Here is a 23563-nt window from a genome sequence, read left to right as displayed (position 1 = left end):
TCTTTCGTTTGTGCTAAGGTGCTTTTATATGAAATTTCTCGCCTCAATTTTCCTTCTTTTCATCCTCTTTGCCCCGCAAACCCATGCCGCGTACCTTACGCAACCAAGCCGATGGCTCGACGTCTACAATGGGTACGGGACAAATCTTTTTGAAAACGGCACATGGTCTCTTGTACCCAAAGCATCTGTGGAACCGAGCGAGACACACGCGTCTCTTGTCCTTGCCAAATACCCGCTCTCGGAACCTTACGTGTTTCGCACGACCATGACACCTGTCCGACAATTGCGTACCGGTTCGCCTCCAAACCCGTGGGAAACCGGCTGGCTCTTGTTTGACTACAAGCCGGACGGCCGTTTTAAATATCTTATCTTGAAACCGGATGGATATGGCGTGGAGATTGGTGAGTACCTCGGGCCTGGAGAGCAAAACTTTTTATACACCTCGCGCGTCGGGGACCTCTCTTTTCCCATCGGCCAAAGCTACGATGTAACACTTGTCGTACGAAGCAGCCGTATCTTTGTCTTCGTCAATGGACAAGAAGTTGCGCGCTACGCCATGAGTGAGAACGACATCCTCGACACTACCGGCCGTGTGGGACTGTACACGGAAGATGCAGAAGTCCTCTTCCAAGATATTTTTGCGCAGCGTCTTACCTCTCGATAATCCCACAAAAAAGAACCGGCGAAAGCCGGTTCTTTTGATTTTTCTCTATCGGAGATTAACGCTGGCACCTGCATTGATGTTCGCGCGGACATTTCCTACAGACGTGTCCGCTCCCACATCGACTTCTGCCTCGACTTCATTTACCTCTTCTTTGTCCTCGTCACGATCTTCGTCCTCTTTCTGTGCTTGATTTTTCTCGTCACTCTTTTCCTCCTCGTCACCACGATCTGCCCTTACCGTCGCCCCAAGTATGGCAGAGATACCGAGTTCCATATTCGCCACAATGAGACGCTGGGCATTCTGTGCCTCGATATGCGCGTTCGTATAATCTGCAATGGCTTGCGCATACGCTTCTGCCTCCACAGACGCATCTCCCTTCGCGAGAAGCGCTTTGGCTGCCTCAACCTTCGCCGCCGCCTGTGCCGCCGTCTCCGCGCTCACGCGCCCACCCACCCGCTCAAGCATGAGCGACACTTCTCTAATTTTATTCTCTACCACCTGGCGCCGTCCACGCGCCGCCGCCTCTATATCGGGCGCATTTTCGACTGTTGCACGAAGTTTCGCCTCCACACGCGCGCGTGCTTCGCCCGCGTCCTCACGGCGATTCTCTACGCGCACGCGAATTTTTCCAAGCACCGCCGCATCATCGTCATCCTCGTCTATTTGTGCCTCCTGTGCCTCTTTGAGACGTGCAAGGATGTCACTGTGCGCCTCAAGCGCCGCTTCGAACCTGGCGGTTACTGCCGCCGCGGCTCCTGCATTCCCGTCTGCCTCAAGCCTTGCTGCACGGTCAGCCACACGCTTCGCGAATGCGTCGAAGTTTGCCTCAATCCGTTCCTCTGCATCTGCTCCAATGTCCGCCCGCACCGACAATTTCTCCGCCTCTTCCAAGCGTCGTTCGGCCAGCGCCGCTTCCACGTGCGCACGCGCTTCTGTATCTCCCGCAAACCACACGCGCACGCGTTCGTTCACCTCGGTCTTCACCGGGTAAAGGGCATCTCCCGGCAAAGCGCCTTGCGCCGCCGCGGACGCTCCACCCCCCGCCAAAATGGCGAGAGCAAGAATGATAGCGATCATAGGTTTAAAGTGAAGTAGATAAAAGATGCTCGGCCGCATCTGTCCTATGTGACGGAACGCCTCCGCGTCTCTTACGGGATTGGCCGCCATAAACGCTTTTACGTTTTCGCGAACAGCCGCGCGGCGATCCAAAGAAAGCCGTGCTTTTTTGAGCTCCTTAAGTTGTCGTAATGGCGTGTTAAACATAGAGGTCACGCAGACGTTTCACGGCCCGGTGGATTCGCACAGAGACCGTGTTGGGTTCGCAATGAAGAAGGTCGGCGATTTCTTTGGGACCGAGTCCGTCCACATAGCGCAGAAGAAGGACTTCGCGATCGTCCTCCGGCAGCTGTTCCAGTCTTTCTAAAATTCGACGTCCCTCGAGAAGGTCCGGAAGGCGCTTGTGTTCGTCCGTAGAGGGCTCAATCCCCTTTTCCAGCAGTTCGTCTACCGTGAGGGAGGGCCTCTTCTTCCGCACCTCGTCAATCACGAGATGATTCGCCACACGGTAGAGGTACGCGCGGAAATTAAGGATGTGCTCTCCTCGACACATAACCGCCCATGTGCGGGTAAAAACTTCCTGAGCTAGTTCTTCCGCCCGTTCGCGGGAAAAGATGCGAAACAGGCAGTGTCGAAAGATCGCATCTGCGTACTTGTCGTAGCCTTCCAGGAACTTCTCTTGGGGCGTCATACTATGTGACGGTCATCTCTTTTTTATCTTACGCCTATACGTCTCCCTTCTGCCAGTAGACGTGTGGGCAGGGAAAATCTTTCAGAGTGGCGAATCTAACTGCGCTCGCGGACGAATTTGTTTCTTCGCAAGTACCAGCAAAGGAATCTGGGCGGCAAGACCGAGAAGAAGCCCGTAACGGATGGTGAATTCAGGGGCGTTCGCGTAAAGAACAATGAACAAGAGAAGGGCGGAAACACGGCCAGCGTTGAGAAACAGCTCGCGGTCGGTAAGGTACGCGTAGCGCCGCGCGCTCGCCTGCCCGTCCTGCTCGCGGTCAATCGTCTCGTAGACCACACTCACCATGGAATTCCACCGGAACCCCCCAACAAACCCCTCCACCGTGTAGAAAACAAGTGCGCCAGCCGTTGAGTAAAGAAGACTAAAGAGAGCGCGGCCAAGAAACGTAAACACGACCCATAGGCGGAGAAGGTTGATGTGATGATCGTGCCGTGCCCACTTGCCGATGAGATAGAGTCCGAGAGAGGCAAGGATGGCCGCCAAAGAATCAATCGTGCCAATGGCGTGCTCAAGACCGACAAAGGTAAGCAGGATCACGAGCGGGATCGCCCCCTCAAGGCCGTCAACAAATCCGTTGAAAACTTCCAGCAGGCGCAATTGGTTCCACCGTCCCCTCCGCGAATGAATGCGCAGATGTTCAAGCGGAGGAAGTACGTGCGTGATGTGCGCCACAAGAAGCCCTGCCACAATGAGCACGACAAACGCAAACCCGGCCGCTACTTGATACGCGCTTTGCGTTGTATACCATCCGGTGCGCTCACCAAGCACCAAGAGCCAACCGGTAATGACTGGGGAAAGCACCGCCGCAAGAAGAGTGGCCGTAGACTCAAGACTGATGAACTTTAGCCGGCGCGGTCCTACAGTGAGTTCCGACGTGAGATAATTTCGATTGCCCCAATAAAAACCGCCGGCGACGCCCAAAACGAGTCCAAGAAGAAGAGCGACGCTATCGGCCTTTGCATGCAGAGTTACGAGAGTAATCGGTACAAGACCTTGTAGAAGACAGCCAAGAAAATAGAGTCGCGGCGAAGCAAACCGGCGCAAAAGAAGGCCGTTCCCAAGAAAACCAAACCACAGACCGCCAAAAAATCCTGTATTAAAAAGAGCAAGCACGATGGGGTCTGCCGACTGGCGCCACAAATAGGTATTCGAGAAGACATAAACAACCGGTGTCGCTACGCCGTAAAGAAAGGCTCCGCCGAGCAATCGTCGCTGATCAACCGACACCTCGCAGAGATACGCCCATTCACGTCTGAAAAAGTTGAGAATCCGCAGCATATCGGCATCATCTTAGCACAAAACCACTCACGAGCTGACCAAGAAGGTTCCAAGACACAGAAAATTGACGCCATGGGCCGAACGTTTTAGAGTGCTTGTGAACATCATCCACCTATGAAATTACACTGCGTGCCGTGCGAGGGCGGGGCTACCGCGCTTTCATCAGAGAACGTGCGGGAGTTAGTGCAACAAATTGACGCACAGTGGAAGGTGGAGGAAGAGCGCTCGATTCGGCGAGAATGGAAATTCAAAAACTTTAAGGACGCGCTGGCGTTTGCAAACAAGGTTGGAGAGATTGCGGAAGCCGAGAGGCATCACCCCGATCTTGAAATTGGCTGGGGCCGCGTGAAAGTTTCTCTCAGAACACACGCAGCGAATGGACTAACTGAAAACGATTTCATTCTTGCACGAGCAATTGATCAGATTCCGAAAATGTAACCATTAGGCCCACATCGTGGGCCGTCTCTCCTACACATGTATTTCACGCTTACTTGCAGCAGTTCTTATGAAGTGCGTGGAAAATGTAGGAACCGACGAATCCGTATACAAAACTCAACACACCACCCCATATAATGCTCCCCACAGCCATTCCCTGAAAACCCGGGAACGCCAGTTTGAGTGAGAGAAGATGGAATTCACGGACCGCCGCTTCATAGGGAAATACAGCGGGCCAAATAAGACAGACCGCATAAAGAACAACAAGAAAACCGCCGATGCGAGCGGCGTGAGAAGACGATGGTGTCGTCATAGGAAAAATTTTATGGGCCATTAACTGGCCGATCAGCATTAATGGTACCACTGCTCACAAAAGGTGAGTACCGCTCTGTGGATGATTATCAGAAGATGGCTTTTCCATCCTTCAAGAATGAACGTAGGACATATGTGCTAAAATAAAGGCATATGCCGAGTGTCAAACCAACCATTCCGGCGAAGGAATCGTTCGTTGAGTGGCTTGCGCGAAAATTTTGGCGTCTGCTTGGACAAAGTGACGAGCAGATTATTCGTCGCACATTGGTGAAGTGCGAAAGACGCCTACAATCCTACGGCCCCCACTACGAAGAGACTCTGCAACGCTACATCCGCGATAATAAGAACGTCCATCGTACGTTTTTTGACAGGTTTTCGTCAAAACGTGTCATTAAGAAAATACAGGACCTCCTGCTGGAAAAAGCCCGGCTAACGAGACAGCTTGAAAATCTCACCGGCAAGCCTGCACATCCCCCTCTCACCGATGAGGCACGTCTGCGCGAGAAGATGATTAAGGAACTCGCAGAGCACAACAAACCGTTGCGCCCTCTTGCATCAACATCAAACATTCGGCCAGGTGTTTTCGGAAAAATCGGGAGATGGTTTCGTGGCTTTCTTGGTCTCGGCTCGTTTCTGGCTGCAACGTTCGGTTTTGAAGCGGCAACATGGGCCGTAGATAAAGCAAAAGAAAAAATCACGGACGATGCCGACCTCTCATCGTTTTTGCCAATGAGTAATCACGTTCGGTGGACTCAAGCACCCTTCATTCGATTCAGCAGGGAACGTGCGCCGTATTTCGAACCAAATGTCGTGGAGGAGCGCATTTCCATACAAAACCAAGAAAACGGCGTTGTTGCTCTCGGTATAGATCTCAAGAATCTCCCGGAACAGGTAATCACGGACGTAGACATCAATGGGAAAGGCGCGGGAAATTCCGACTGGTTGTGCGAACCGTTCGGTGGGTATCTTGTCTGTCGAAGTATTTCTGGGTCAGATCCCCTTCGTGCGGGAAAAACAAGCACATTTTCCCTTTTGTTTCATTTGCACGAGCTGGAAGTACAAAGATTCCTGCTTACTAAATCGGGGACACGCCGTCTCTACTACCTCCTCCCTTGACTCTCGTCTTTGATGAATGAAGAGTATAATGGTTCTTATTCCACTCTCTTATTCATTTTTTCACATCTCTATGATGAGTTTTTATTCAAACATGATGGGCTTTGGTTCCGGGTTCGGTTCACTCACGATTCTCTTGCTTTGGATCCTCGTCGTCCTCGGCATCATTGCACTGGTGAAGTATATTGGGAAGAAGTAACTTGGCCTCAAACATCTCATTTCATTAAACAAGAGACTCTGGCAACAGAGTCTCTTGTTTAACATGCCCTCTACTACACACATACCAACGTTTGCACAGATGACCAGCTCCTGGACGTTTTAAAATTACTCTTTGGTAAACGATTCGGAGACCATCTCAAGGATTGTCTTGTGCACGTGTTTCACAGACAAGGCACCATTGACCTCAAACACCGGAATAGCGGTATGTGTTTTGGCCCACGCAATGGTCTGCTCGTCTACTTCTCGAAACAATTCTAAGCGTTTGTTGATTGCCTCCTCGTAATCATCGTGTCGCCTGCGAGCGATCAGTCGATCGCGTGCGACTTCGTCGGGCACGTGTAATACGACGAGTGCCGTGGGCGCATCAAACGCCAGGTAAGTTTGGAAGCTGTCCAATGTGCGTGGAAAACCCGACACAACATATCCGGACCGCTGCGTGGTCTCTTCCAACACATGGGACCTCATCAATCGCGGGCCGATATCATGAGGAATGATCTCACCTCGCTCCAAGTAGTGCGCGATTTTCTTGCCGGTCTTCGATCCGCCTGCCACTTCGGCGCGCAAAATGCCTCCCATGGAGAGATTGACTAACCCAAGCCGCGCGGCCAACAAATCTGCCTGCGTGTCTTTGCCTGACCCTGCTTTGCCGAACAAGAGTATTTTGTGTGTGGTAGCCATACACGAGGTTAAATCCAATCGAAGGGTAGCAACCTGAAAACAAAAACACCAGACTGGTTGAGCTGATGCTTTCGTGGCAGGGGTTCGCAAGCGAGGTGAGAACCATCGCCATGTCTTCACAGAGTGATGTAATCGGTTTCCATCTATACATCTTTCCGGATTTTCGAGTAATAAAAAATGATCATCCCAAGAGAAACAGTCGCTGTCGCAACCATGAGATAAATCAAAACCTGAAAACTAAATAAAGAAACGATGAGTCCTCCAATTACAGCGGCTACCCCTTGAATGATCGATTGGCTACCTTCAAAAACTCCCCATTCAAATTCTTCATTTTTATGGTCGGTGTGGCGAGCTAATTCTTTGTCGAATATCGGATCGGCAATGGCGTTTCCTAGGGCGATAAATATTTGGGCAATAAACAAAGTCAAGACGTTGGAAACCATGAGGTACATAGCAATCCCGGATACCCACACCGCCCAGCCGCCGACCATCACGGGAATGCTGTGCCGATGAACCCAGAAAAAACGATGGGTAACAATCGTGAATAATCCTTGTGTAATCAAAAAAACAGCCATCGCCCCGGCTGCATCCAAAATATCACCGCCAATGCCCTGCACAAACACCGCATAAATGGGTAAAATAACCGCCTCTGAAAATATTGAAAATGAGTAACCTGTTATCAAGATTTTATACAATAGGTTGGTTCGCATAGACGGGAACATTCAGATAGGAAACTTTGCAGCTATGCTAACACAAAACCGCCCGTTTGAAACGGCCGGCTTCGTAGCGGGCTACGTCGGTCGCGACCAACGTGACAGGGGCTTAGTGAGTGAGGCTAGAACTCTTGCGTGCGAATAATTTCGGAGTGGAAGTACTGTTCTTGAAAATGAGTCGCCTGACGGATTTGGTCATCGGTGATCGTCATGTCGCTCGGTACGACGATCAGCTTGTCGTCATCGTCGTTGGTTCGGTGGATAATAGCGACACACCGACCACGGAAGTTTTGAAGTGGCTTATCGATACCCAAAAGATACGCATCGAGTTCCTCTCCATCGGGCGATTGCGTCCCTGGGACGAAGCCGTAATTCACTAGGTACGTAAAGTCGTGCGTTGGGTGTTTTGATCCGAGAGGACGGTCGACTATGACGTCGACTATATTACCGAGGAGATCTTTTGCGCTGGTCATGTCGCTATGATCAACAACTTGTTATAAGCAAATTCCATTGCATACATGGGTTTTTTTCTTTTCACTTCAACAACGGTAAAGCCATGCCTTTCCAAAATCTGTCTGAGACTTTCTTCTGTATACAGGTGAATGTAAATTTTTGCTCCTCGAAGAAGTGGTTCGTCCGCTTCCAGCTGTCCCTCGCCTTCCTGCATCACAAGGCCGAATACACCTCCCGGTTTTAGGTAGGATCGAATGTTAGCGAGCGTTTTTTCAAAGTCGTCTTGTTCAAGATGAAAAAGGCAGTACCCGGCCCAGACTGCGTTGACAGATTTTTTCGGCATCCAGAGTCTTAGATCTTGAACCGAAAAAGAAATCTCTGGATAATTTCTTTTTGCAATGGCAATCATGCTGGAGGACAAGTCAATGCCCTCGGCGCTCATTCCATGCTTGGTGAAGTATCCAGTTGAGTAGCCAGTTCCACAACCGATATCGGCAACATAAGAGCCGGGTTTCAGATGGTCTAAGAATGTTTTTAGAAAGACAAGGTCCTCTTCGGATTCAATCGGATCGTATCTCCGCGCATATTCTTCCGCGATCTTGTCGTAGATTTGGATCACCCGCTCATTGTTCATACAGGAAACAGTCTATCATAAAACTCCGAGTCAAGGACTCGGAGTTTTCTGGCAGGGGCGCTGGGGCTCGAACCCAGAATAAAGGTTTTGGAGACCTTCGTGATACCATTTCACTACACCCCTATGCGTGTTTGCGCAAGAAAGGTAACATAAGAAAGTATGCAATGTCCAACCTGCAGTCGCACTATGGCTTTCGACCGCCAAGATACGAGCACGGGCGGCGGGAATACATATGATCGCGTCGTGTATAAATGTGCGGAAGATGATACGTGGGTAACGGTGGAGACGCCAAAAGAGAAATGACAGCGCTCCTGGCTTGGAGTTTTTAAAGTGTTTGTGTTAAAGTCCATGTAGTATGTTCGTAAATTGTCACCAAATATTCTATACCTCGCCCTGATTGGGCGTTGTTTGCGTTCCTGCAAGCCAGCGCCCAATTGGGGCGTTTTTGTTTTGCATGAACATCATTACCTATGAAAAAACCTATCGTTGGCGTCTTAGGAGGCCTCGGCCCAGAAACAACCGCCAAGTTCTACCAATCTCTCATCCATAAAGCTACTACGACGTCGCGTCCCGCCGTGTGTATTTGGAGTTTGCCGCTCAACCTTCAAAAAGAAAAAGAATACATCGCGAGCGGACAACACACGTCCTACTATTTTCATCGCCTCTCTCAAGGACAAGAACGGCTTGCACGTGCTGGCTGCACGCACATTGTTATTCCTTGCAACACGGTGCACGAGTTCTACGAATCGCTGCAAGCGACAAGTCCCATCCCTCTCACGAATATCATTGAGCTGACCGCCGCCGAAGTTGCGCGGCGCGGGTGGACATCGTGTACCGTTCTTATGACCAGCCGCACCAGAGCGACCGGATTGTACCAACATGCCTTAGCCAAACATCACGTCGCGGTGTCTCTTCCCCACCCGGCCGATCAGTGTCTGTTGGATCAGGCAATCATGGGACTACTCGGCAAGCATGGAGGGGGTATGTGTGGAGAATTTCTGCAAAATATGCTTGCGCGTATCGGTAACACGCACATAGTCTTGGGATGCACGGATCTCCAACTCGCCTGCATGTCCGGGGAGAACATCGTTGACAGTATGGATGTCCTCGCGAGCCATACGGCAGGCCTCGCAAAAGCCACTCACGCTAGACCACGCGCGCGAGGAGTTTTTGGCGCTCTTCATCGGTGAGCATGCGCCACTTGCCGGGCGGGAGGTTGTCGAGCGTGATGTGCATCACACGGATGCGCTTAAGAGACACGGTCTTGAATCCAAGCGCTTCGCACATGCGGCGGATTTGGCGATTGCGTCCCTCCACAAGCGTGAGAGAAAAAATATCCGCTCCCATACGCGCAACCTTTGCGGGAAGCGTCTTCTGCCCATCGAGCATCACCCCTTTCTGCATCCGCTCCACAAACGCAGCCGTGATCGGGCGTTCCACGCGCACGATGTATTCTTTTTCATGCTTCCCTTCCGCGCGCAAGATTTTATTCACAATTCCCCCATCATTGGTGAGAAGGATGAGTCCAGATGAGGCCACGTCCAAACGTCCGATATGAAATACACGATCGGGATACCCCACGGCCTCAATAATATTGTCACGCGCGGTGGGATCGCTTGTGCAAATCACCCCTACAGGTTTGTGATACGCCAAATACACGCGCTCTCTTTTTATGTGCGCCGTCCGCCCAAGCACGCGTACGTGGTCGGTCGGGAGAACTTTTTGCCCAAGAACAGCCGGTGCGCCATTCACCTTTACTTTGCCAGCCTCAATCAGCCGGTCGGCCTCGCGCCGCGAGCACACGCCCGCATCTACCAAAAATTTGTTCAGCCGAACAGTGTCCATGACGTTACAGAGCCGCCGCATTCGCGCGGCGGCGAAGGTGAGATACAAGGATGGCCTTTCGCATACGAATATTTTTCGGGGTCACCTCGACCAGTTCATCGTCTCCAATATACTCCAAGCATTGCTCGAGCGTCATATCGCGGTACGGCGCGAGGCCGACGGACACGCCGTCCCCTTTGCTGCGCATATTGCTCAGTTTTTTTTCTTTACAGGGATTGACCTCAATATCTTCAGGACGCGAGTGTTCCCCCACAACCATGCCTTCGTATACCTCAACCCCCGGCCCCAAGAAGAGCATCCCGCGCTCTTGCAAATTCGTCAGCGCATACCCCATCGTAGCTCCATTCTCCATCGAAATCATGGACCCGTGCACCCCCGTCGCCACCTCGCCCGTCCGTGGACGGTACCCCAACAGCAGACTGTTCATGATCCCCTGCCCCTTCGTGTCGGTAAGAAACTCATTACGAAATCCGATGAGCCCGCGCGTAGGAATTTCAAATTCAAGAAACGCGGTTGGACCCTCAACCTTCATGTCATTCATCTCTCCCCGGCGCTTGCCCATATGCTCAATCACAATGCCCGCCATGTTTTCTGGCACCTCGATGGAAACCTGCTCGAATGGCTCCATCTCCACCTTATTTACGGTCTTCATGATGACTTGAGGACGCGATACCTGCAGTTCATATCCTTCCCGACGCATTTTTTCTATCAAGATCGCCAAGTGAAGTTCCCCGCGGCCGGAAACAATAAAAGCTCCTTCGCCGCTTCCTTCCTCCACACGGAGCGCTACATCATTCTGCAACTCACGGTCGAGCCGCGCCTTCAAGTGACGTGAAGTCGCAAACTCCCCTTCGCGCCCCGCAAACGGCGACGTATTGACGGCAAACGTCATCTTCACGGTAGGTTCTTCAATTTCCAGTACCGGCAGTGCCTCGGGCGCCTCCGCATCGGCGAGTGTTTCCCCAATCCCCACATCTTCGATGCCCGCAACTGCCAAAATATCCCCGGCGTGGACTTCCTCTGCCGACGTGCGTGCCAATCCGGCAAACACCTCGATCGTTGTCACCCTCCCTGCGGCTTGTGTGCCATCACGGTGGATGTGCGTCACGCTTTGTCCTGTCTGCATCGTGCCGCGCACCAGTCGTCCTACCGCAAGCCGGCCCTTATACGCATCATATTGGACGTTCACCACCGACATCTGCATGGGGCCGTCTGCATCCACAGTGGGCCCAGGAATGTCCGACACGATCGTTTCGTAAATCGCCGTCACATCTTTCATGAGAGAGAGCTCCGGTGTGCGCCCCGCAAGTCCCTGGATAGCCGAGGCATAAATAACCGGAAAGTTCGCTTGCTCATCGGTCGCTCCCAAATCTACAAACAGATCAAACGTCTTGTTCAGAACCCATTCGGGCCGCGCATCCTTCTTATCAATCTTGTTGATAACCACCACCACTTTGTGTCCGGCTGCAATGGCTTTTTTCAACACGAATTTTGTCTGCGGCATCGGCCCCTCCTTCGCGTCAACAAGCAGAAGACACCCGTCCACCATGCTCATAATGCGCTCCACCTCGCCACCGAAATCCGCGTGCCCCGGCGTATCTACAATATTGATCTTCACGCCATTCCACACGATGGCGGCATTCTTGCTGAAAATCGTAATCCCGCGCTCGCGCTCGAGCTCGTTTGAGTCCATGATCGTCGTTCCCATGGCCTCGGCGTTGCGGAAAGTGTTGGACTGTTTCAGAAGCGCGTCCACCAGCGTCGTCTTGCCGTGGTCCACATGGGCAATGATTGCCACGTTTCGGATGTCTGTGCGTTTTTCCATAGAAATACGCGCGGATGATAGCGGTTTGGGCCCTTCGTGTCAATGATTCGTGCTATACTGTAGTTCTTCTATGCCCTTTCGATTCGCTTTTCTTACCATCGCCCTCGTTCTTGTCACCCATGTCATCGCGATCACCACAGGTCTGTATTTCTCCGTGTTTGAGTTCGATAGCCTCATGCACTTTTCCGGCGGCTTTGCCATAGGTATGCTAGGGCTTGCCATCCACCACCACATGACCGACAAGCACCACTTGGCGGGACACCCCTGGTGGTACCACACACTGTTTGTGGTCGGTTTCACCCTTCTTATTGCCGTGGCGTGGGAATTCCATGAGTACATTCTCGACAACACCGTGGGCGCGCGTTTTGACTGGCCCAAGTCGCAAGTCTCGATTGGCGACACGATGCTCGACCTGTTCTTGGGCGGCATCGGCGGTTTTGTGGCTCTTTGTCTCTTCCGTAAAAAACTTTAATTTTCTTTATGAATTTCTCCGACCAACCACGCATGGAGCGTGCGCTCTACGCGGCCATTATCCTGCTCGCGCTCTTTCTTGCAGTCTCATCCCTCTTGAGCCTTCTTAAGGCCAGAGAGATCGGTAAGCCTGTTCCCTATGAGCACCAAATCACCGTGACCGGCGAGGCGCGGGTGGGTCAGGTGCCCGACATTGCCACCGTTACGCTTGGCGTAGAGACAAAAGAAAAAGATGTCGCTGCGGCGCAAGAGAAAAACACACAGATCGGTAACACTCTCTTGCAGAAGATCAAGGAGCTTGGCATTCCCGAGGCCGATGTGCAAACTAGCCAATACAACGTGTACGAAGATAACCGCTGGAATCAAGAGAAGAATGAGTTGGAATCCGTTGGTTGGATAGTAAGTCAAACTATTACGGTGAAGGTGCGCGACACAGGCAAAGTCTCGCCGCTTCTTGCGATGGCTGGCAAAAACGGGGCCACGAGCATCTCCGGACCAAACTTAACCGTAGACGATTCAACCGATGCCAAAGATGTCGCGCGTAAAGAGGCGATCGAAAAAGCCAAAGAGCAAGCCGAGATCATCCGCACAAGCCTCGAACTCAAAAACATGAAAATCGTGGGCTATAGTGAGGGGTTCAATGAGGGCGTGCCGCCGATGTACTACGCGAGGGAAAGTCTTGGGATGGGAGGCGGCGGTGCGGCGCCTGATATTGCACCGGGAACGATTGAGGGGACTATGATTGTGTATCTCACCTACTCTATAGATAAATAGAAAGAGCGCGTATACGCGCGCCCCGGGAAGAAAGAACATCGACTAGCGTGCCAGGAGCGGGATGAGCTTCGAGAGGATCGGTGTGATCCTCTCTTTGCTTTCCGCCACGTGACGCTGGTTGTGCTCGAGATTGAACGGGTTGTTGATGCCGTTCGTGACAAGTGCCAGAGGAAGAACGGCCGTGTCCGGATGCAAAGCCCACACCGCGAGGTCGGGCAGCACCGACATACTGATGAGCTCAGCCGCCGTCAGCTGCCGGATGATGCGCTTGTCGTCCTCCGTCTCGATGCCAGGCCCGTGCCAGTACACATGCTTGCCCATCTTGAGATCCACGTCCGCTTGAATGGATGCCTGCGTGGCGACCAATGCCAGTTCCCGGGAAAGCGCCCGGTCAGGCTGGCAGGCCTCCCCCTGGTACATCGGCCAGTCGCGCATGAAGATGGTGGAGACGCTCCGCACGGTGACGAGATCGCCCGGGATGAATGCATTGATGCTTCCCGCCTCCGTGAGGATGACAAGCCGCGTGCACCCTGCGAAGACAAGGGTGTCGTTGAGGAGTCGCACCCAGTTGCGCGCGTCACCGCGACCCGTCACGGGATTGCGCTCGTGAAGCGAGATGCGAGGAGTCACCAGGACCGGAATGTCCCAGGGCAGGAAGCCGTAGGAAATTGCGCGCGGCGGGTCCAACTCGGGAAGGTCATGGAGTCCCGAGAAGGTCTCCCGAAGGGGGAAGGACTGCACCTGCTTGAACTCGGAGAGTTCGAACCCGTCACCGAGTTGAATCGCGAGACGGGGGCACGGAAGCCCCGCCTTCTCGAGACGGCGCGTGACCGTATTGGCGTGTTCACGTCCGACACTGTCGCAGATTTCTTGTCGTGTCATCCGACATAACCTCCGTGCAAGACAGTACGCGAGCAAAAAGAGGAAGTCAAACAGAAACCAGGCCTTAGGCCTGGCAGAGAAGAGAAGATGTCCTAGCGAGCGGTGAACCAGGGCTCGATGACACGATGTGTCACGTCGCTCATCGCCGATGTGAGGATTGTCCCGTGTGTCCAGTCAGGCATGACCTTGCACGTCACGTCCACGCCTCCCTGGTAGTTGGCGCCAGCGCTGAAGACGTCCTGTCTGTCTGGCGCGCGCAGAGCGAGCACACGGAAGATCGGCGATTCAGCCCGTATCTGCTGCGGTCCCGGCAGAAGCTGCAGGATCGCAGAGGTGCGCTCGGGATGCATATGCGCGAGAACCTCCCCCTCGAGTCCGTCATCTGGAACGACCCCGGGGAAGAAGCATCGGTGGACCTCCTGCGTGCTGCGCAGGGCGAAGGAGCCTCCCAGCGCCGCGAAGAGACAGCTGGGTGCCGCTCGTGCAAAACGCAGGGTGTTGCAGAGCCCGAACCCGATGTGCGGCATCCCCGAGATGAAGACGGCACGCCGGATGATTCCGGGCTGGAGCGTGCCGACCATGCAGGCCAAGTACGCCCCCCACGAGTAGGCGATGACGTCCACGCCGGATCGGATCTCGAACACGCCGACACTGCGCCGAATGCCCTCGATGAGGTGCCGAACGACCTGCTTCTGCGTGCGCGCATCGCGATCGTAGCCCATCGGAATGAACGAGTGCAAAGCAGGAGGTGAAAGCCCTTCGCGGATGCGTCGCGTCCAGTATCCGATGGCTTGATCTCGGTTGCCCCAGGCCCCGGGGAGAAAAACGATAGGCCTCATGGATGAACCCTCCATTCTTTAAAGCGGCATCGCCTCAAAGAAGAGCGTAGATTTGCACATCGTGAAGAACACGTCAATGTACAAAACCGCCCGCTTGAATTTCCCAAAGCTTTTTGTAGGTTCCGTGACGTTTGAGAAGCTCGGCATGCGTCCCCTCGTCCGCCATCTTTCCCCCCTCCATAACCACAATCCTGTCCATCTGCATGATGGTGGAAAGGCGGTGGGCAATAACCATCGTCGTTTTTCCCTTCATGAGCGCGCGCAAAGCCTCCTGAATCATCGCTTCCGATTCCGAGTCGAGACTCGACGTCGCTTCATCAAGCACGAGAATCGGTGCGTCTTTGAGAATCGCTCGCGCAATGGCAACGCGCTGGCGCTCCCCGCCGGAGAGTTTCACTCCGCGCTCGCCCACAAAGGTGCCGTACCCATTCGGCAGAGCTACAATAAATTCGTGGCATCGTGCCTTCTTCGCCGCCTGGACGACCTCCTCGTCCGTGGCCGTACGCCGTCCATAGCGAATATTCTCCATGAGCGTCCTGTGGAAAAGAATCGGTTCTTGCGGCACCAAACCGATATGCTCCCACAAACTCTCGAGCGTCACATCCGCCACAGATTGTCCATCGATGCGAATGGCGCCCGCATCCAGATCGAAGAATCGGAACATGAGTTTCGTAACCGTAGACTTCCCTGCTCCCGACGGTCCCACAAGCGCCACTTTCTCACCGGCCTTGATCGTTAAGTCTAGGTCATTCAAAATCGGCCGCGTCTTCCTGTAGCTGAAGACTACGTGATCAAACTGGATTTCCCCGTGCCGCACCGCAAGAGCCTTAGCTCTGGGTTTGTCCCCTACTTCCGGCGTCGTATCAATGATCTCCGCCATTTCGGACGCATCAGCAACTTGCTCGTAGATGTCACGGAATACGTGTCCCAAGTCCCACATCGTATCAATGATGCGGATAAGATATGCCTGCAAAAGCGCAAAGTCGCCGGCTGTCAGTAGGCCCTTTGTCCACAGTGATACCGCCATCCACATCATGCCAAGTTCAAGCAGAATCATGAGAAACGTCTGCACAGCCATGTTGATCTCGGCCAAATTCCAGCAAAACTTCCAGATGCGCCGAAAGCGCTCCAGAATATTCTGAAATAATCTTTCCTCATATGTATACCCCGCGAAAGTCTTGACCGTAATACTGTTGGTGAGCGCATCCGCGAGCGCCCCGGTCACTTCCGAGTCAATCGCCGATCGTTCCTTATCGTAGCGAAGCTTCCAGTTGGAAATAACGGCGTTCATCAGAATAAAGACCACCAGCCAACCGAAGAGGATCCACGCAAGAGTCGGGTGACGGAGGAACAATGCAATAAAAACACCGATCGTCGTGACGGTAATCGGGATCAGCTTCCACTGTAGTTGATCGGCAAGATTATGGAACGCATGCGTGAAACGCCCGACCTTGCGGACCAACGACCCACCAAAGTGATTTGCAAAGAACCGGTACGAGTGGTGCAAGAGGTAACGGAACGCCGTTTCGTAAAGATCTTTGGTGATCTTCGGGTGAAGGACGGCGGTGAGAAATCCAGACGCACGCCACAAAAACCATCCGCCAAGTGTTAAGAAAAAGACAGAGAAAAGAATCTGGATAAGCTGCGGGGCAAGGACGGCGGGCGTTGCGCCGGAAAAAAGAAGATCAAAGAAGCGTTTGTAGAGCCACGGAACCAGTAAGTGAAGCGCTTGCGCAGCAACAATGACAAACAAAAGAGCCGTCACGCTCCAGGGGTAGCGCAGAGCATGCGCAACATAAATTTGCAGAACTCGTTTGTTCATACAGAACCACTCGGCAACAAGGTAACTCAGCAACTAATTAAACAGATTCACCAGCCACGAAAATGCACTTTGCACTGAAACGGCGATGGACAGATCGGCCAACTTTTTACACCGGCTCACCGTCCCCGCGTCCGATGTCACCGTAAGACAGCCGAGCGCGCACGTGCGCGGACGGGCATTATCATTTTCCGGATTTCCGTCGTTGAAGTTCGCATTGCAGGTGTACTCCATGATTTTGTTGTTCGATGTGCACGTGTCAAACACAGGCGACGGAAGCGTGGCCAAGTCGTGCGTCATGCGTCCGAAGATGAATTTTTTGTCTCCGCCGTCGTCATCCTGACACATATTCGTAAGACACTTCCCATCGTTACAGCCGCCGGGACACGTATACGAAACCGTCTGCACTTCCCCCGCATGAGCATTGCACGCGTACTCGGTAAGCGTATCTCCACTACAAATATCCACGTACGTTTGCGGTAGAGCGCGATCATACTCGGCACTCACCGAACCAGCTTGATGCGGCGAAACGCCCCCATCGGAGTCGGTGCAGGAAACGAAGGGACCAAGATCTTCTTCTGGGTCCGGTTCGGCAAGCGCCACATCCGCATCGGTGAGACATCGTCCCGCGGCACATCCGTTGGCGCATGTGATTGTTGAGACATGTGAGCCGTTCACTTCGTTGGGCGTACAATAATATTCACGGAGGATGTTCGCGTTAAGACAGAAGTCCGCTGCAGGATTGGGCACCCCCGCAAACGTCGCGTTGCCCGAGTGCGTGATGGCTCCCGCCACATAGCGTTCACTCCCGCCGTCCGTATCTGCGCATGTTGTAATTTCTTGAGACACCTCTTCGGGCTCGTCTTCGCTCTCTGGCTCACTCACCGGCGGCGCCTCTTCCGGCTCGTTTGGAGCAGCGGGCGCCCCATCCACCGGTCCCAAAGTAGTAAAGTTATAGCCCACGTGACAGCGCGGAACCGTCGTGTTCGTATTGATCTCGAAAATCCCGATCTGGATAGAGCTTAACTCGATAACCGTGCCAAGCGCGATATACTCGGCCGGAGATGCTATCCCGCTTGAAACATGCGTCAAATGGACGGTACACCCGGCTGCATCCGCGTCGCCAACAAAGATTGTATAGAGGCTGGCACCCGCATTTATCGGGTCTAAAATTAGCGTAATATCGTCATTTTCGTAGACCCAGATAGCATCGAATTGCACATCTTCTTCCAACCCCACAAACGAGCCGACAACCGTCGCAAAGACCGGTCGAGCAAAGAGGAATAGACCAAGAACCATGAAGGAAAAAAGATGCTTCATAGAAGACCAGTATAGCATAGCTATCCACAAACCCCTTGTTTTTTGGGGAAATGTGCTATACTAGGCCGGTACTTATTACTTTTAACTTAGGTCTATGGCTAAAATGACCAAGTCTCAAATGCTCGCTGCCATCGCGGAAAAGAGCGGCGTGGCAAAGAAAGATGTCGCCGCGGTACTTGCCGCAATGGTGGACGTCGCATACGCAGAGGTAAAGCACAGTGGAGAGTGTTCGTTTGCTGGACTGGGCAAACTCGTGAAGAAACGCCGTGAAGCTCGCATGGGCCGCAACCCTGCAACGGGCGAGCAGATTCAAATCCCTGCAAAGACCGTGCTCAAATTCCGCGTCGCGAAGGCTGCAAAAGACGCGCTTCTCGCCTAGCAAATCAGAACAGAGGGTTCGCCCCTCTGTTTTTGTTTGATACGATACGGGTATGCATAGGCCTCGCGCCATCCTCATAGACCTGGTGCTTCCTACCATGAAGAAATACCAAGCGCTCGAGCGATTGGAGGAGTTGGAATCGCTCGTGCACACCTACGGCGGAGTGGTCGTCGTAAAAAAGCTCCAACGGCGCGGCACTCCCGATCACCATACGTACATCGGTAAGGGAAAGGTGGAGGAAATCGCGAACGAGGCTCGCGAGCTTCGCGCCCAACTTCTCATCGTCAACGGGATGCTGAAGCCCAGGCAAGTCTACGAACTTCAAGAACTCCTGCGCAAAGAACATTTGCAGGTGTGGGATCGCGTGGATTTGATTTTGAAGATTTTTGAGAAACACGCCACAAGCCAAGAAGCAAAGCTGCAGATTGAGCTGGCGCGTTTGCGCCATATGGGGCCAAGAATTTTCGGCATGGGCCACGAGTTGTCTCGGCAAACCGGCGGCATCGGCACACGCGGCATCGGGGAAACGAACACGGAGATCATGAAGCGCCACTTGCGCGAACGCGAGCGGAAACTCACGGCTGATATTGAGCATGCGGCGCAAATGCGTGCGGGGCAACGCGCTTACCGCCGGCGGCAGGATTTGCAAACCGTGTCCATCGTCGGTTATACGAACGCAGGGAAAACGACGCTTCTCAACGCTCTCACGGGACGGCGGGAATATGCCGCCGACAAACTGTTTGCCACCCTCGATACGCGTATTGGACAACTCTATCTCCCCCATGCGCAAAAGATCGCCCTTCTTTCAGACACCATCGGGTTTATCCAATCACTTCCGCCAGACCTCATTGAGGCTTTCCGCTCCACACTTGCCGAAACAGTAAACGCTGACGTGATTTTGCATGTAGTGGACGCGTGCGATCCGCATCGCGACGAGAAAATGGTCGTGGTCGAGGACATCCTCCGCCAACTTGGCATAAGTCAGGCGCCGATGCTTTTTGTCTTCGCCAAAATGGATGGCGTGCGGCGGGCAGAGCGCGCCCGCATGCGCGCAGCCTATCGTGAACTTCACCCTGCTTTTGTTTCTGCGCAAAGCGGCGAGGGCGTAGATACTCTCCTCCGACGTATTGAAAGTATGCTAAAATAGCTTCCACTATGCTTAAACGCAAAAAGGAGGCGTCGGCAAGCTTGTGCCGATTTCCCAATTGTCCGGTAGATGTCATGGTGAATCCGAAAGACGCTGAACACGCACACAGCATGAACGAGATCACGTGGCGGATATTCCGCATCATGGCGGAGTTCGTGGACGGATTTCAATTTCTCTCCACATCCAAAAAAGAGGTCACGGTGTTTGGATCGGCAAAATTGCCGCGCGGGTCGCATTGGTACAAAGAGGCGGAGCGGTTTGGACAGCTCGCGGCGCGGGGCGGGTTTACGGTAATCACCGGTGGGGGACCCGGACTTATGGAAGCGGCAAACAAAGGGGCGTTCGAGGCCGGCGGCGAATCGCTTGGACTAAATATTGAGCTGCCGCTGGAGCAGCGCGCAAACGACTACCTTACACGCGGTAAAGGCTTCCATTACTTTTTTACGAGAAAGGTAATGCTCTCCGCCTCTGCTCAGGCCTACATTTTCTTCCCCGGCGGGTTTGGCACGCTCGATGAACTCTTCGAGATGCTCGTGCTCATTGAAACAAAAAAGGCGCAGGTGATTCCCGTTGTCCTTGTGGGAAAATCATTTTGGGCGCCTCTTCTTGAATGGATCTCACGCACATTGGTGAAGGAATACGAAACCCTGCACCCAATAAGCCTCAAGATCATGAGCGCTGTAGATACGGCAGAAGAAGCGTGGGAGATTGTGCGACATTCAAAGGAGCGGCATATTTTTTAGTGTGTTGAGTCAGACGCAGGAAAAATTGGTGCGCGCGACGCACACGAAAAAGGGTCGGCGGGAATCCGGCCTTGTGTTGGTCGAGGGACAACACCTTGTAAAAGAAGCGGGGCGTTCGTTGCTTTTTTCGTTTACGCCGTACGACACGCCAAACTTTCAAAAACTCGTAACAACGGAAACGCCGCAAGAAATTGCCGGCGTGGCACGACTTCCTGTGTGGACAAAAAAAGATGTTGAGGCAAAGAACACTCTTGTCGTGCTCGACCATGTCCAAGACCCGGGAAATCTCGGGACGATTTTTCGAAGCGCACTCGCCTTTAATGCCGCGCTCCTCCTCGTCGAGTGCGCTGACTCAGGAAACCCCAAAGTGATTCGCTCGAGCGCGGGTGCTCTCTTTCATGTGCCGTGGATGGAGAAAACGTGTGAGGAGGCACTCGCTCTCCTTCCACACCTGAAACGTCCGCTCTACCGTCTGGAAATCACTCCAGGCGCCATGGATATCAAGAGTCTCCCGGGAGACTCCATTGCCGTCATCGCCGGATCGGAGGGACAAGGCATCCTCCTCCCCGTCTCCGCGCCGAGCGTTAAAATCTCGCACGAGAGAACGCTGGAATCATTAAACGTCGCCGTAGCCGTCTCGCTCCTCCTTCACGCACGGTATTGAAAGCCGACACAGCATCTGCCATAGTGTTTAAGGGTCTCACACCCCCCATGGAGAAACCATGATATCAGCTTCTGATACCCGTCTTGGCGAGTTGCTCGTGCACAACAAGGACATCTCTCCTCTTCAGCTCCAGGAAGCCCTGGACCGCGTCAAGCAGACCGGCGGACCTCTGAGCTACGAGCTCGTGCGCTACGGCGTGATCGACGAGAACGCAATCGTCCACGCGTTGAGGAGGCAGTTCGACGTCCAGCCCGTAGACCTCTCGGAGGCTTCACCGGATTCCAAGGTGTTGAAGCTCATTCCGCGCATGCTCGTGGACCGTTACCGCATGGTGCCCCTGAGTCTGTCGGGCAACACTTTGACCGTTGTCATGGTCGACCCAGGGGATCTCGTCGCGCGACGCGACATCGAGGTCAAGACCGGCCACAAGCTCGAAGTCGTGGTGGCTCCCGAAAGCCAGATCAACGCTCTCATCGATCGTTGCTACCTCTCCGCCAAGACGTTCAAGAACGCTCTGGAAGAACTGGGGCTGTCAGACGACGGACTGGAAGTGGAGAAGGATGCCGAGGAAGATGTCACCGCGGCAGAACTTGAAGAAGTCGCCGGCGAAGCACCGGTTATCAGGCTCGTCAACTTCATCCTGGCAAGCGCGATCAAGAACCGCGCGAGCGACATCCACATCGAGCCCTTCGAGCGCCAGGTGCGCGTCCGGTTCCGCATCGACGGAGTGCTCTACGACGTGCTCAAGCCTCCGTTCAAATACCGCAACGCGATCATCTCACGCGTGAAGATCTTGGCGCGCCTGGACATCTCCGAGCGCCGGAAGCCCCAGGATGGCCGGATCAAGCTCAAGCTCGGCGGCAGGAGAAACATCGACCTGCGCGTGGGAGTTATTCCCACCCAGCACGGCGAGTACGTGGTCATCCGGATTCTCGACCAGAGCAAGCTCCAGCTCGACATGACCAAGCTCGGATTGGAGTCCTCAGAGCTCGAGGGGTTCCGTGCCGCCCTGCATGCTCCAAGTGGCATGGTCCTCGTGACGGGTCCGACGGGGTCGGGCAAGACGACCACGCTCTACTCCGCGCTCTCCGACATCAACGTCGTAGGGACGAACATCCTCACCGTGGAACAGCCGGTCGAGTACGACATCTTCGGAATCAAGCAGACGGAAGTGAACGTGGAGGCAGGACTCACGTTCGCCGCCGCACTGCGGTCGTTCCTGCGTCTGGATCCGGACGTGATCCTCGTGGGTGAGATCCGGGACTTCGAGACGGCGGAGACGGCCGTGCAGGCCGCGATGACCGGGCATCTGGTCCTCTCCACCCTGCACACCAACGATGCGCCGAGCACGATCGCGCGTCTGACGGAGATGGGTGTGCCCGCCTTCGAGATCGCCGCGTGCGTGCGGATGATCATCGCCCAGCGTCTCGTGCGGCGTCTGTGCGAGACCTGCCGCGAGCCCCAAGACGTTCCGCGCCAGACCCTGCTCGACCTGGGAGTGCCGTCTGACGAGTCAGACGAGTACACCTGCCTGCGCGCCGTTGGCTGCCCCGCCTGCAACGAGACCGGGTACATGGGCCGCATCGCCATCTACGAGATCATGGCGCTCACCTCCGACCTGTGCGAGCAGATCGCCGCCGGTGCCACGACCGAGCAGCTTCGCCGTGAAGCCGTTCGCGGTGGCATGAAGACGTTGCGTGTGAGCGCGCTCGCCAAATTGCGCGATGGTGTCACCTCGCTCGAGGAAGTGATGCGTGTAACTGGCCACGATTAGTCCTCGACGTCAGGCACTCTGTCTGACGCCACCCTTCAACCGCACCCACAGAAGCCGCTCTCGTGCGCTTCACTCTCGGGTGCGGTCTTCTGTTTTCCTTCGTCCCTGAGTTGATGAGTTAGTTGAAACTGACCAAAGAAACAATGAACGGCATGCTGTCGAAACAAAAAACACTCCGGCTTGACCGGATGTTTTTCTGTGAAGCGCGTCTGGAGCCGAGAACGGGACTCGAACCCGTGACCTACGGTTTACAAAACCGTTGCTCTACCAGCTGAGCTATCTCGGCACGTGCTAACTAGCCCACAAAACCGTTGCTCCCCGCCGCACAGCCCTCCGGGCGTGCCGGCGGGCCCGCCTGTCCTGCAGCTTTGCTGCTGGACGGCGGGTACCAGCTGAGCTAAGGCGGCGTTTAGCAATTCCGACCCAATTCTTTTCTTTCCTCGCCAAGCAGAGCTTGGCGAAAGCGACCGGCCGACAGACGAAAGTGAAGGCGACAAGGAGAAGCCTGAACGAAAGTCTGTCGGGAAAGGAAGCTGGTGGGTAGGGAAGGATTCGAACCTTCGAAGGCGGAGCCAGCAGATTTACAGTCTGCCCTCGTTGACCACTTGAGTACCTACCCGTATGTTGTCTCCCTTCACCCTTCGGGTCTCGTTAGGAATACTCCTAACGAAGCTCAAAGAGCGGAGTGGAGCCGTTGACCGGGATCGAACCGGTGACCTCGTCCTTACCATGGACGTGCTCTACCAACTGAGCTACAACGGCCTGCGGGGCGGAT

24 protein-coding genes and 4 tRNA genes are annotated in these 23563 nt (G+C 54.0%); 11 read left to right on the top strand and 17 right to left on the bottom strand.

The window, feature by feature from the left end; genetic code table 11:
* The first annotated feature begins 28 nt into the window (after window positions 1-28).
* Window positions 29-664 (top strand): hypothetical protein, encoded by a 636-nt coding sequence (locus tag HYW18_00340; GenBank protein MBI2484598.1) that lies wholly within the window; start codon window positions 29-31, stop codon window positions 662-664.
* 45 nt (window positions 665-709) lie between these two features.
* Here HYW18_00340 and HYW18_00335 read toward each other — a convergent pair whose 3' ends face one another.
* The 3 genes from HYW18_00335 to HYW18_00325 all read right to left on the bottom strand — a co-directional run bounded on the left by HYW18_00335 (window position 710) and on the right by HYW18_00325 (window position 3749).
* On the bottom strand, window positions 710-1927 hold the full coding sequence (locus tag HYW18_00335; protein MBI2484597.1) for a hypothetical protein: 1218 nt from the start codon (window positions 1925-1927) through the stop codon (window positions 710-712).
* Window positions 1920-2411 carry a sigma-70 family RNA polymerase sigma factor gene (locus tag HYW18_00330; GenBank protein MBI2484596.1) on the bottom strand — a complete coding sequence of 164 codons (492 nt, stop codon included), beginning with the start codon at window positions 2409-2411 and terminating at the stop codon, window positions 1920-1922. Before HYW18_00330 ends, HYW18_00335 begins: the two co-directional genes overlap by 8 nt.
* Window positions 2412-2492: 81 nt before the next feature.
* Window positions 2493-3749 (bottom strand): hypothetical protein, encoded by a 1257-nt coding sequence (locus HYW18_00325; protein ID MBI2484595.1) that lies wholly within the window; start codon window positions 3747-3749, stop codon window positions 2493-2495.
* Between the two features lie 114 nt (window positions 3750-3863).
* Here HYW18_00325 and HYW18_00320 point away from each other — a divergent pair, with 114 nt between their 5' ends.
* On the top strand, window positions 3864-4187 hold the full coding sequence (locus HYW18_00320) for a 4a-hydroxytetrahydrobiopterin dehydratase (protein MBI2484594.1): 324 nt from the start codon (window positions 3864-3866) through the stop codon (window positions 4185-4187).
* A 462-nt stretch (window positions 4188-4649) separates the two neighbouring features.
* Window positions 4650-5612: a hypothetical protein gene (locus tag HYW18_00315; protein ID MBI2484593.1), complete on the top strand. Its 963-nt coding sequence runs from the start codon at window positions 4650-4652 to the stop codon at window positions 5610-5612.
* Window positions 5613-5933: 321 nt separating this feature from the next.
* Here HYW18_00315 and HYW18_00310 read toward each other — a convergent pair whose 3' ends face one another.
* From HYW18_00310 to HYW18_00290, 5 genes are all read right to left on the bottom strand, one after another.
* Window positions 5934-6506, bottom strand: coding sequence for a nucleoside monophosphate kinase (locus tag HYW18_00310; protein MBI2484592.1), 573 nt, complete (start codon window positions 6504-6506; stop codon window positions 5934-5936).
* 143 nt (window positions 6507-6649) lie between these two features.
* Entirely contained in the window at window positions 6650-7216 is a 567-nt protein-coding gene (locus tag HYW18_00305; GenBank protein ID MBI2484591.1) for an MFS transporter, read from the bottom strand.
* A 125-nt stretch (window positions 7217-7341) separates the two neighbouring features.
* Window positions 7342-7692 carry an inorganic diphosphatase gene (locus HYW18_00300; GenBank protein MBI2484590.1) on the bottom strand — a complete coding sequence of 117 codons (351 nt, stop codon included), beginning with the start codon at window positions 7690-7692 and terminating at the stop codon, window positions 7342-7344.
* Entirely contained in the window at window positions 7689-8306 is a 618-nt protein-coding gene (locus HYW18_00295; protein ID MBI2484589.1) for a class I SAM-dependent methyltransferase, read from the bottom strand. The genes HYW18_00300 and HYW18_00295 overlap by 4 nt, the downstream gene beginning before the upstream one ends.
* 49 nt (window positions 8307-8355) lie before the next feature.
* Window positions 8356-8429, bottom strand: a tRNA-Trp gene (locus HYW18_00290).
* Window positions 8430-8776: 347 nt separating this feature from the next.
* Here HYW18_00290 and HYW18_00285 point away from each other — a divergent pair.
* Window positions 8777-9496, top strand: coding sequence for an aspartate/glutamate racemase family protein (locus HYW18_00285; GenBank protein ID MBI2484588.1), 720 nt, complete (start codon window positions 8777-8779; stop codon window positions 9494-9496).
* Here the strand turns inward: HYW18_00285 and HYW18_00280 are convergent.
* Both HYW18_00280 and typA read right to left on the bottom strand, forming a co-directional pair.
* The gene (locus HYW18_00280; protein MBI2484587.1) at window positions 9453-10151 is read right to left on the bottom strand and encodes an rRNA pseudouridine synthase; all 699 of its coding nucleotides are present in this window, start codon (window positions 10149-10151) and stop codon (window positions 9453-9455) included. The genes HYW18_00285 and HYW18_00280 overlap by 44 nt on opposite strands.
* 4 nt (window positions 10152-10155) lie before the next feature.
* Window positions 10156-11976, bottom strand: coding sequence for a translational GTPase TypA (gene typA, locus HYW18_00275; GenBank protein ID MBI2484586.1), 1821 nt, complete (start codon window positions 11974-11976; stop codon window positions 10156-10158).
* A 70-nt stretch (window positions 11977-12046) separates the two neighbouring features.
* Here typA and HYW18_00270 point away from each other — a divergent pair, with 70 nt between their 5' ends.
* Together HYW18_00270 and HYW18_00265 are read left to right on the top strand one after the other, a co-directional pair.
* Window positions 12047-12448: a hypothetical protein gene (locus HYW18_00270; protein MBI2484585.1), complete on the top strand. Its 402-nt coding sequence runs from the start codon at window positions 12047-12049 to the stop codon at window positions 12446-12448.
* A gap of 8 nt (window positions 12449-12456) precedes the next feature.
* Complete coding sequence (locus tag HYW18_00265) at window positions 12457-13221, top strand: SIMPL domain-containing protein (GenBank protein MBI2484584.1); 765 nt, start codon at window positions 12457-12459, stop codon at window positions 13219-13221.
* Window positions 13222-13263: 42 nt separating this feature from the next.
* Here the strand turns inward: HYW18_00265 and HYW18_00260 are convergent, their stop codons facing one another.
* The 4 genes from HYW18_00260 to HYW18_00245 form a co-directional block, all read right to left on the bottom strand.
* Window positions 13264-14103, bottom strand: coding sequence for a hypothetical protein (locus HYW18_00260; GenBank protein MBI2484583.1), 840 nt, complete (start codon window positions 14101-14103; stop codon window positions 13264-13266).
* A gap of 92 nt (window positions 14104-14195) precedes the next feature.
* Entirely contained in the window at window positions 14196-14942 is a 747-nt protein-coding gene (locus tag HYW18_00255; GenBank protein MBI2484582.1) for a hypothetical protein, read from the bottom strand.
* Between the two features lie 73 nt (window positions 14943-15015).
* Window positions 15016-16764, bottom strand: a complete 1749-nt coding sequence (locus HYW18_00250) for an ABC transporter ATP-binding protein (protein ID MBI2484581.1) — start codon at window positions 16762-16764, stop codon at window positions 15016-15018.
* A gap of 33 nt (window positions 16765-16797) precedes the next feature.
* Complete coding sequence (locus tag HYW18_00245; GenBank protein ID MBI2484580.1) at window positions 16798-18081, bottom strand: hypothetical protein; 1284 nt, start codon at window positions 18079-18081, stop codon at window positions 16798-16800.
* Between the two features lie 94 nt (window positions 18082-18175).
* On the opposite strand from HYW18_00245, the gene HYW18_00240 reads away from it, so the two are divergent.
* The 5 genes from HYW18_00240 to pilB all read left to right on the top strand — a co-directional run bounded on the left by HYW18_00240 (window position 18176) and on the right by pilB (window position 22788).
* Window positions 18176-18460 carry an HU family DNA-binding protein gene (locus tag HYW18_00240; GenBank protein MBI2484579.1) on the top strand — a complete coding sequence of 95 codons (285 nt, stop codon included), beginning with the start codon at window positions 18176-18178 and terminating at the stop codon, window positions 18458-18460.
* 52 nt (window positions 18461-18512) lie between these two features.
* Window positions 18513-19607, top strand: a complete 1095-nt coding sequence (gene hflX, locus HYW18_00235) for a GTPase HflX (protein ID MBI2484578.1) — start codon at window positions 18513-18515, stop codon at window positions 19605-19607.
* Window positions 19608-19681: 74 nt separating this feature from the next.
* Complete coding sequence (locus HYW18_00230) at window positions 19682-20350, top strand: TIGR00730 family Rossman fold protein (protein ID MBI2484577.1); 669 nt, start codon at window positions 19682-19684, stop codon at window positions 20348-20350.
* Window position 20351: 1 nt separating this feature from the next.
* Window positions 20352-21014, top strand: coding sequence for a hypothetical protein (locus HYW18_00225; protein MBI2484576.1), 663 nt, complete (start codon window positions 20352-20354; stop codon window positions 21012-21014).
* 58 nt (window positions 21015-21072) lie between these two features.
* Window positions 21073-22788 carry a type IV-A pilus assembly ATPase PilB gene (gene pilB, locus HYW18_00220; protein MBI2484575.1) on the top strand — a complete coding sequence of 572 codons (1716 nt, stop codon included), beginning with the start codon at window positions 21073-21075 and terminating at the stop codon, window positions 22786-22788.
* Between the two features lie 210 nt (window positions 22789-22998).
* On the opposite strand, the gene HYW18_00215 is transcribed toward pilB, so the two are convergent.
* The 3 genes from HYW18_00215 to HYW18_00205 all read right to left on the bottom strand — a co-directional run bounded on the left by HYW18_00215 (window position 22999) and on the right by HYW18_00205 (window position 23550).
* Window positions 22999-23074, bottom strand: a tRNA-Thr gene (locus tag HYW18_00215).
* A 248-nt stretch (window positions 23075-23322) separates the two neighbouring features.
* Window positions 23323-23407, bottom strand: a tRNA-Tyr gene (locus HYW18_00210).
* A 67-nt stretch (window positions 23408-23474) separates the two neighbouring features.
* A tRNA-Thr gene (locus tag HYW18_00205) sits at window positions 23475-23550 on the bottom strand.
* Window positions 23551-23563 lie beyond the last annotated feature (13 nt).

Source organism: Candidatus Uhrbacteria bacterium (assembly GCA_016187485.1).
Lineage (GTDB): Bacteria > Patescibacteriota > Patescibacteriia > UBA9934 > UBA10169 > JACPJO01.
This window is presented reverse-complemented; position numbering and strand designations above follow the sequence as displayed.

Bases quoted from the DNA above. Each gene is read 5' to 3' on its own strand.
- HYW18_00250 (MBI2484581.1), bottom strand. From the start codon at position 16,764: ATGAACAAACGAGTTCTGCAAATTTATGTTGCGCATGCTCTGCGCTAC.
- HYW18_00305 (MBI2484591.1), bottom strand. From the start codon at position 7,216: ATGCGAACCAACCTATTGTATAAAATCTTGATAACAGGTTACTCATTT.
- HYW18_00310 (MBI2484592.1), bottom strand. From the start codon at position 6,506: ATGGCTACCACACACAAAATACTCTTGTTCGGCAAAGCAGGGTCAGGC.
- HYW18_00330 (MBI2484596.1), bottom strand. From the start codon at position 2,411: ATGACGCCCCAAGAGAAGTTCCTGGAAGGCTACGACAAGTACGCAGAT.
- HYW18_00340 (MBI2484598.1), top strand. From the start codon at position 29: ATGAAATTTCTCGCCTCAATTTTCCTTCTTTTCATCCTCTTTGCCCCG.
- HYW18_00315 (MBI2484593.1), top strand. From the start codon at position 4,650: ATGCCGAGTGTCAAACCAACCATTCCGGCGAAGGAATCGTTCGTTGAG.
- HYW18_00295 (MBI2484589.1), bottom strand. From the start codon at position 8,306: ATGAACAATGAGCGGGTGATCCAAATCTACGACAAGATCGCGGAAGAA.
- hflX (MBI2484578.1), top strand. From the start codon at position 18,513: ATGCATAGGCCTCGCGCCATCCTCATAGACCTGGTGCTTCCTACCATG.
- HYW18_00230 (MBI2484577.1), top strand. From the start codon at position 19,682: ATGGTGAATCCGAAAGACGCTGAACACGCACACAGCATGAACGAGATC.
- HYW18_00325 (MBI2484595.1), bottom strand. From the start codon at position 3,749: ATGCTGCGGATTCTCAACTTTTTCAGACGTGAATGGGCGTATCTCTGC.
- HYW18_00260 (MBI2484583.1), bottom strand. From the start codon at position 14,103: ATGACACGACAAGAAATCTGCGACAGTGTCGGACGTGAACACGCCAAT.
- HYW18_00265 (MBI2484584.1), top strand. From the start codon at position 12,457: ATGAATTTCTCCGACCAACCACGCATGGAGCGTGCGCTCTACGCGGCC.
- HYW18_00300 (MBI2484590.1), bottom strand. From the start codon at position 7,692: ATGACCAGCGCAAAAGATCTCCTCGGTAATATAGTCGACGTCATAGTC.
- HYW18_00270 (MBI2484585.1), top strand. From the start codon at position 12,047: ATGCCCTTTCGATTCGCTTTTCTTACCATCGCCCTCGTTCTTGTCACC.
- HYW18_00320 (MBI2484594.1), top strand. From the start codon at position 3,864: ATGAAATTACACTGCGTGCCGTGCGAGGGCGGGGCTACCGCGCTTTCA.
- HYW18_00240 (MBI2484579.1), top strand. From the start codon at position 18,176: ATGGCTAAAATGACCAAGTCTCAAATGCTCGCTGCCATCGCGGAAAAG.
- HYW18_00280 (MBI2484587.1), bottom strand. From the start codon at position 10,151: ATGGACACTGTTCGGCTGAACAAATTTTTGGTAGATGCGGGCGTGTGC.
- HYW18_00255 (MBI2484582.1), bottom strand. From the start codon at position 14,942: ATGAGGCCTATCGTTTTTCTCCCCGGGGCCTGGGGCAACCGAGATCAA.
- HYW18_00245 (MBI2484580.1), bottom strand. From the start codon at position 18,081: ATGAAGCATCTTTTTTCCTTCATGGTTCTTGGTCTATTCCTCTTTGCT.
- pilB (MBI2484575.1), top strand. From the start codon at position 21,073: ATGATATCAGCTTCTGATACCCGTCTTGGCGAGTTGCTCGTGCACAAC.
- HYW18_00285 (MBI2484588.1), top strand. From the start codon at position 8,777: ATGAAAAAACCTATCGTTGGCGTCTTAGGAGGCCTCGGCCCAGAAACA.
- typA (MBI2484586.1), bottom strand. From the start codon at position 11,976: ATGGAAAAACGCACAGACATCCGAAACGTGGCAATCATTGCCCATGTG.
- HYW18_00335 (MBI2484597.1), bottom strand. From the start codon at position 1,927: ATGTTTAACACGCCATTACGACAACTTAAGGAGCTCAAAAAAGCACGG.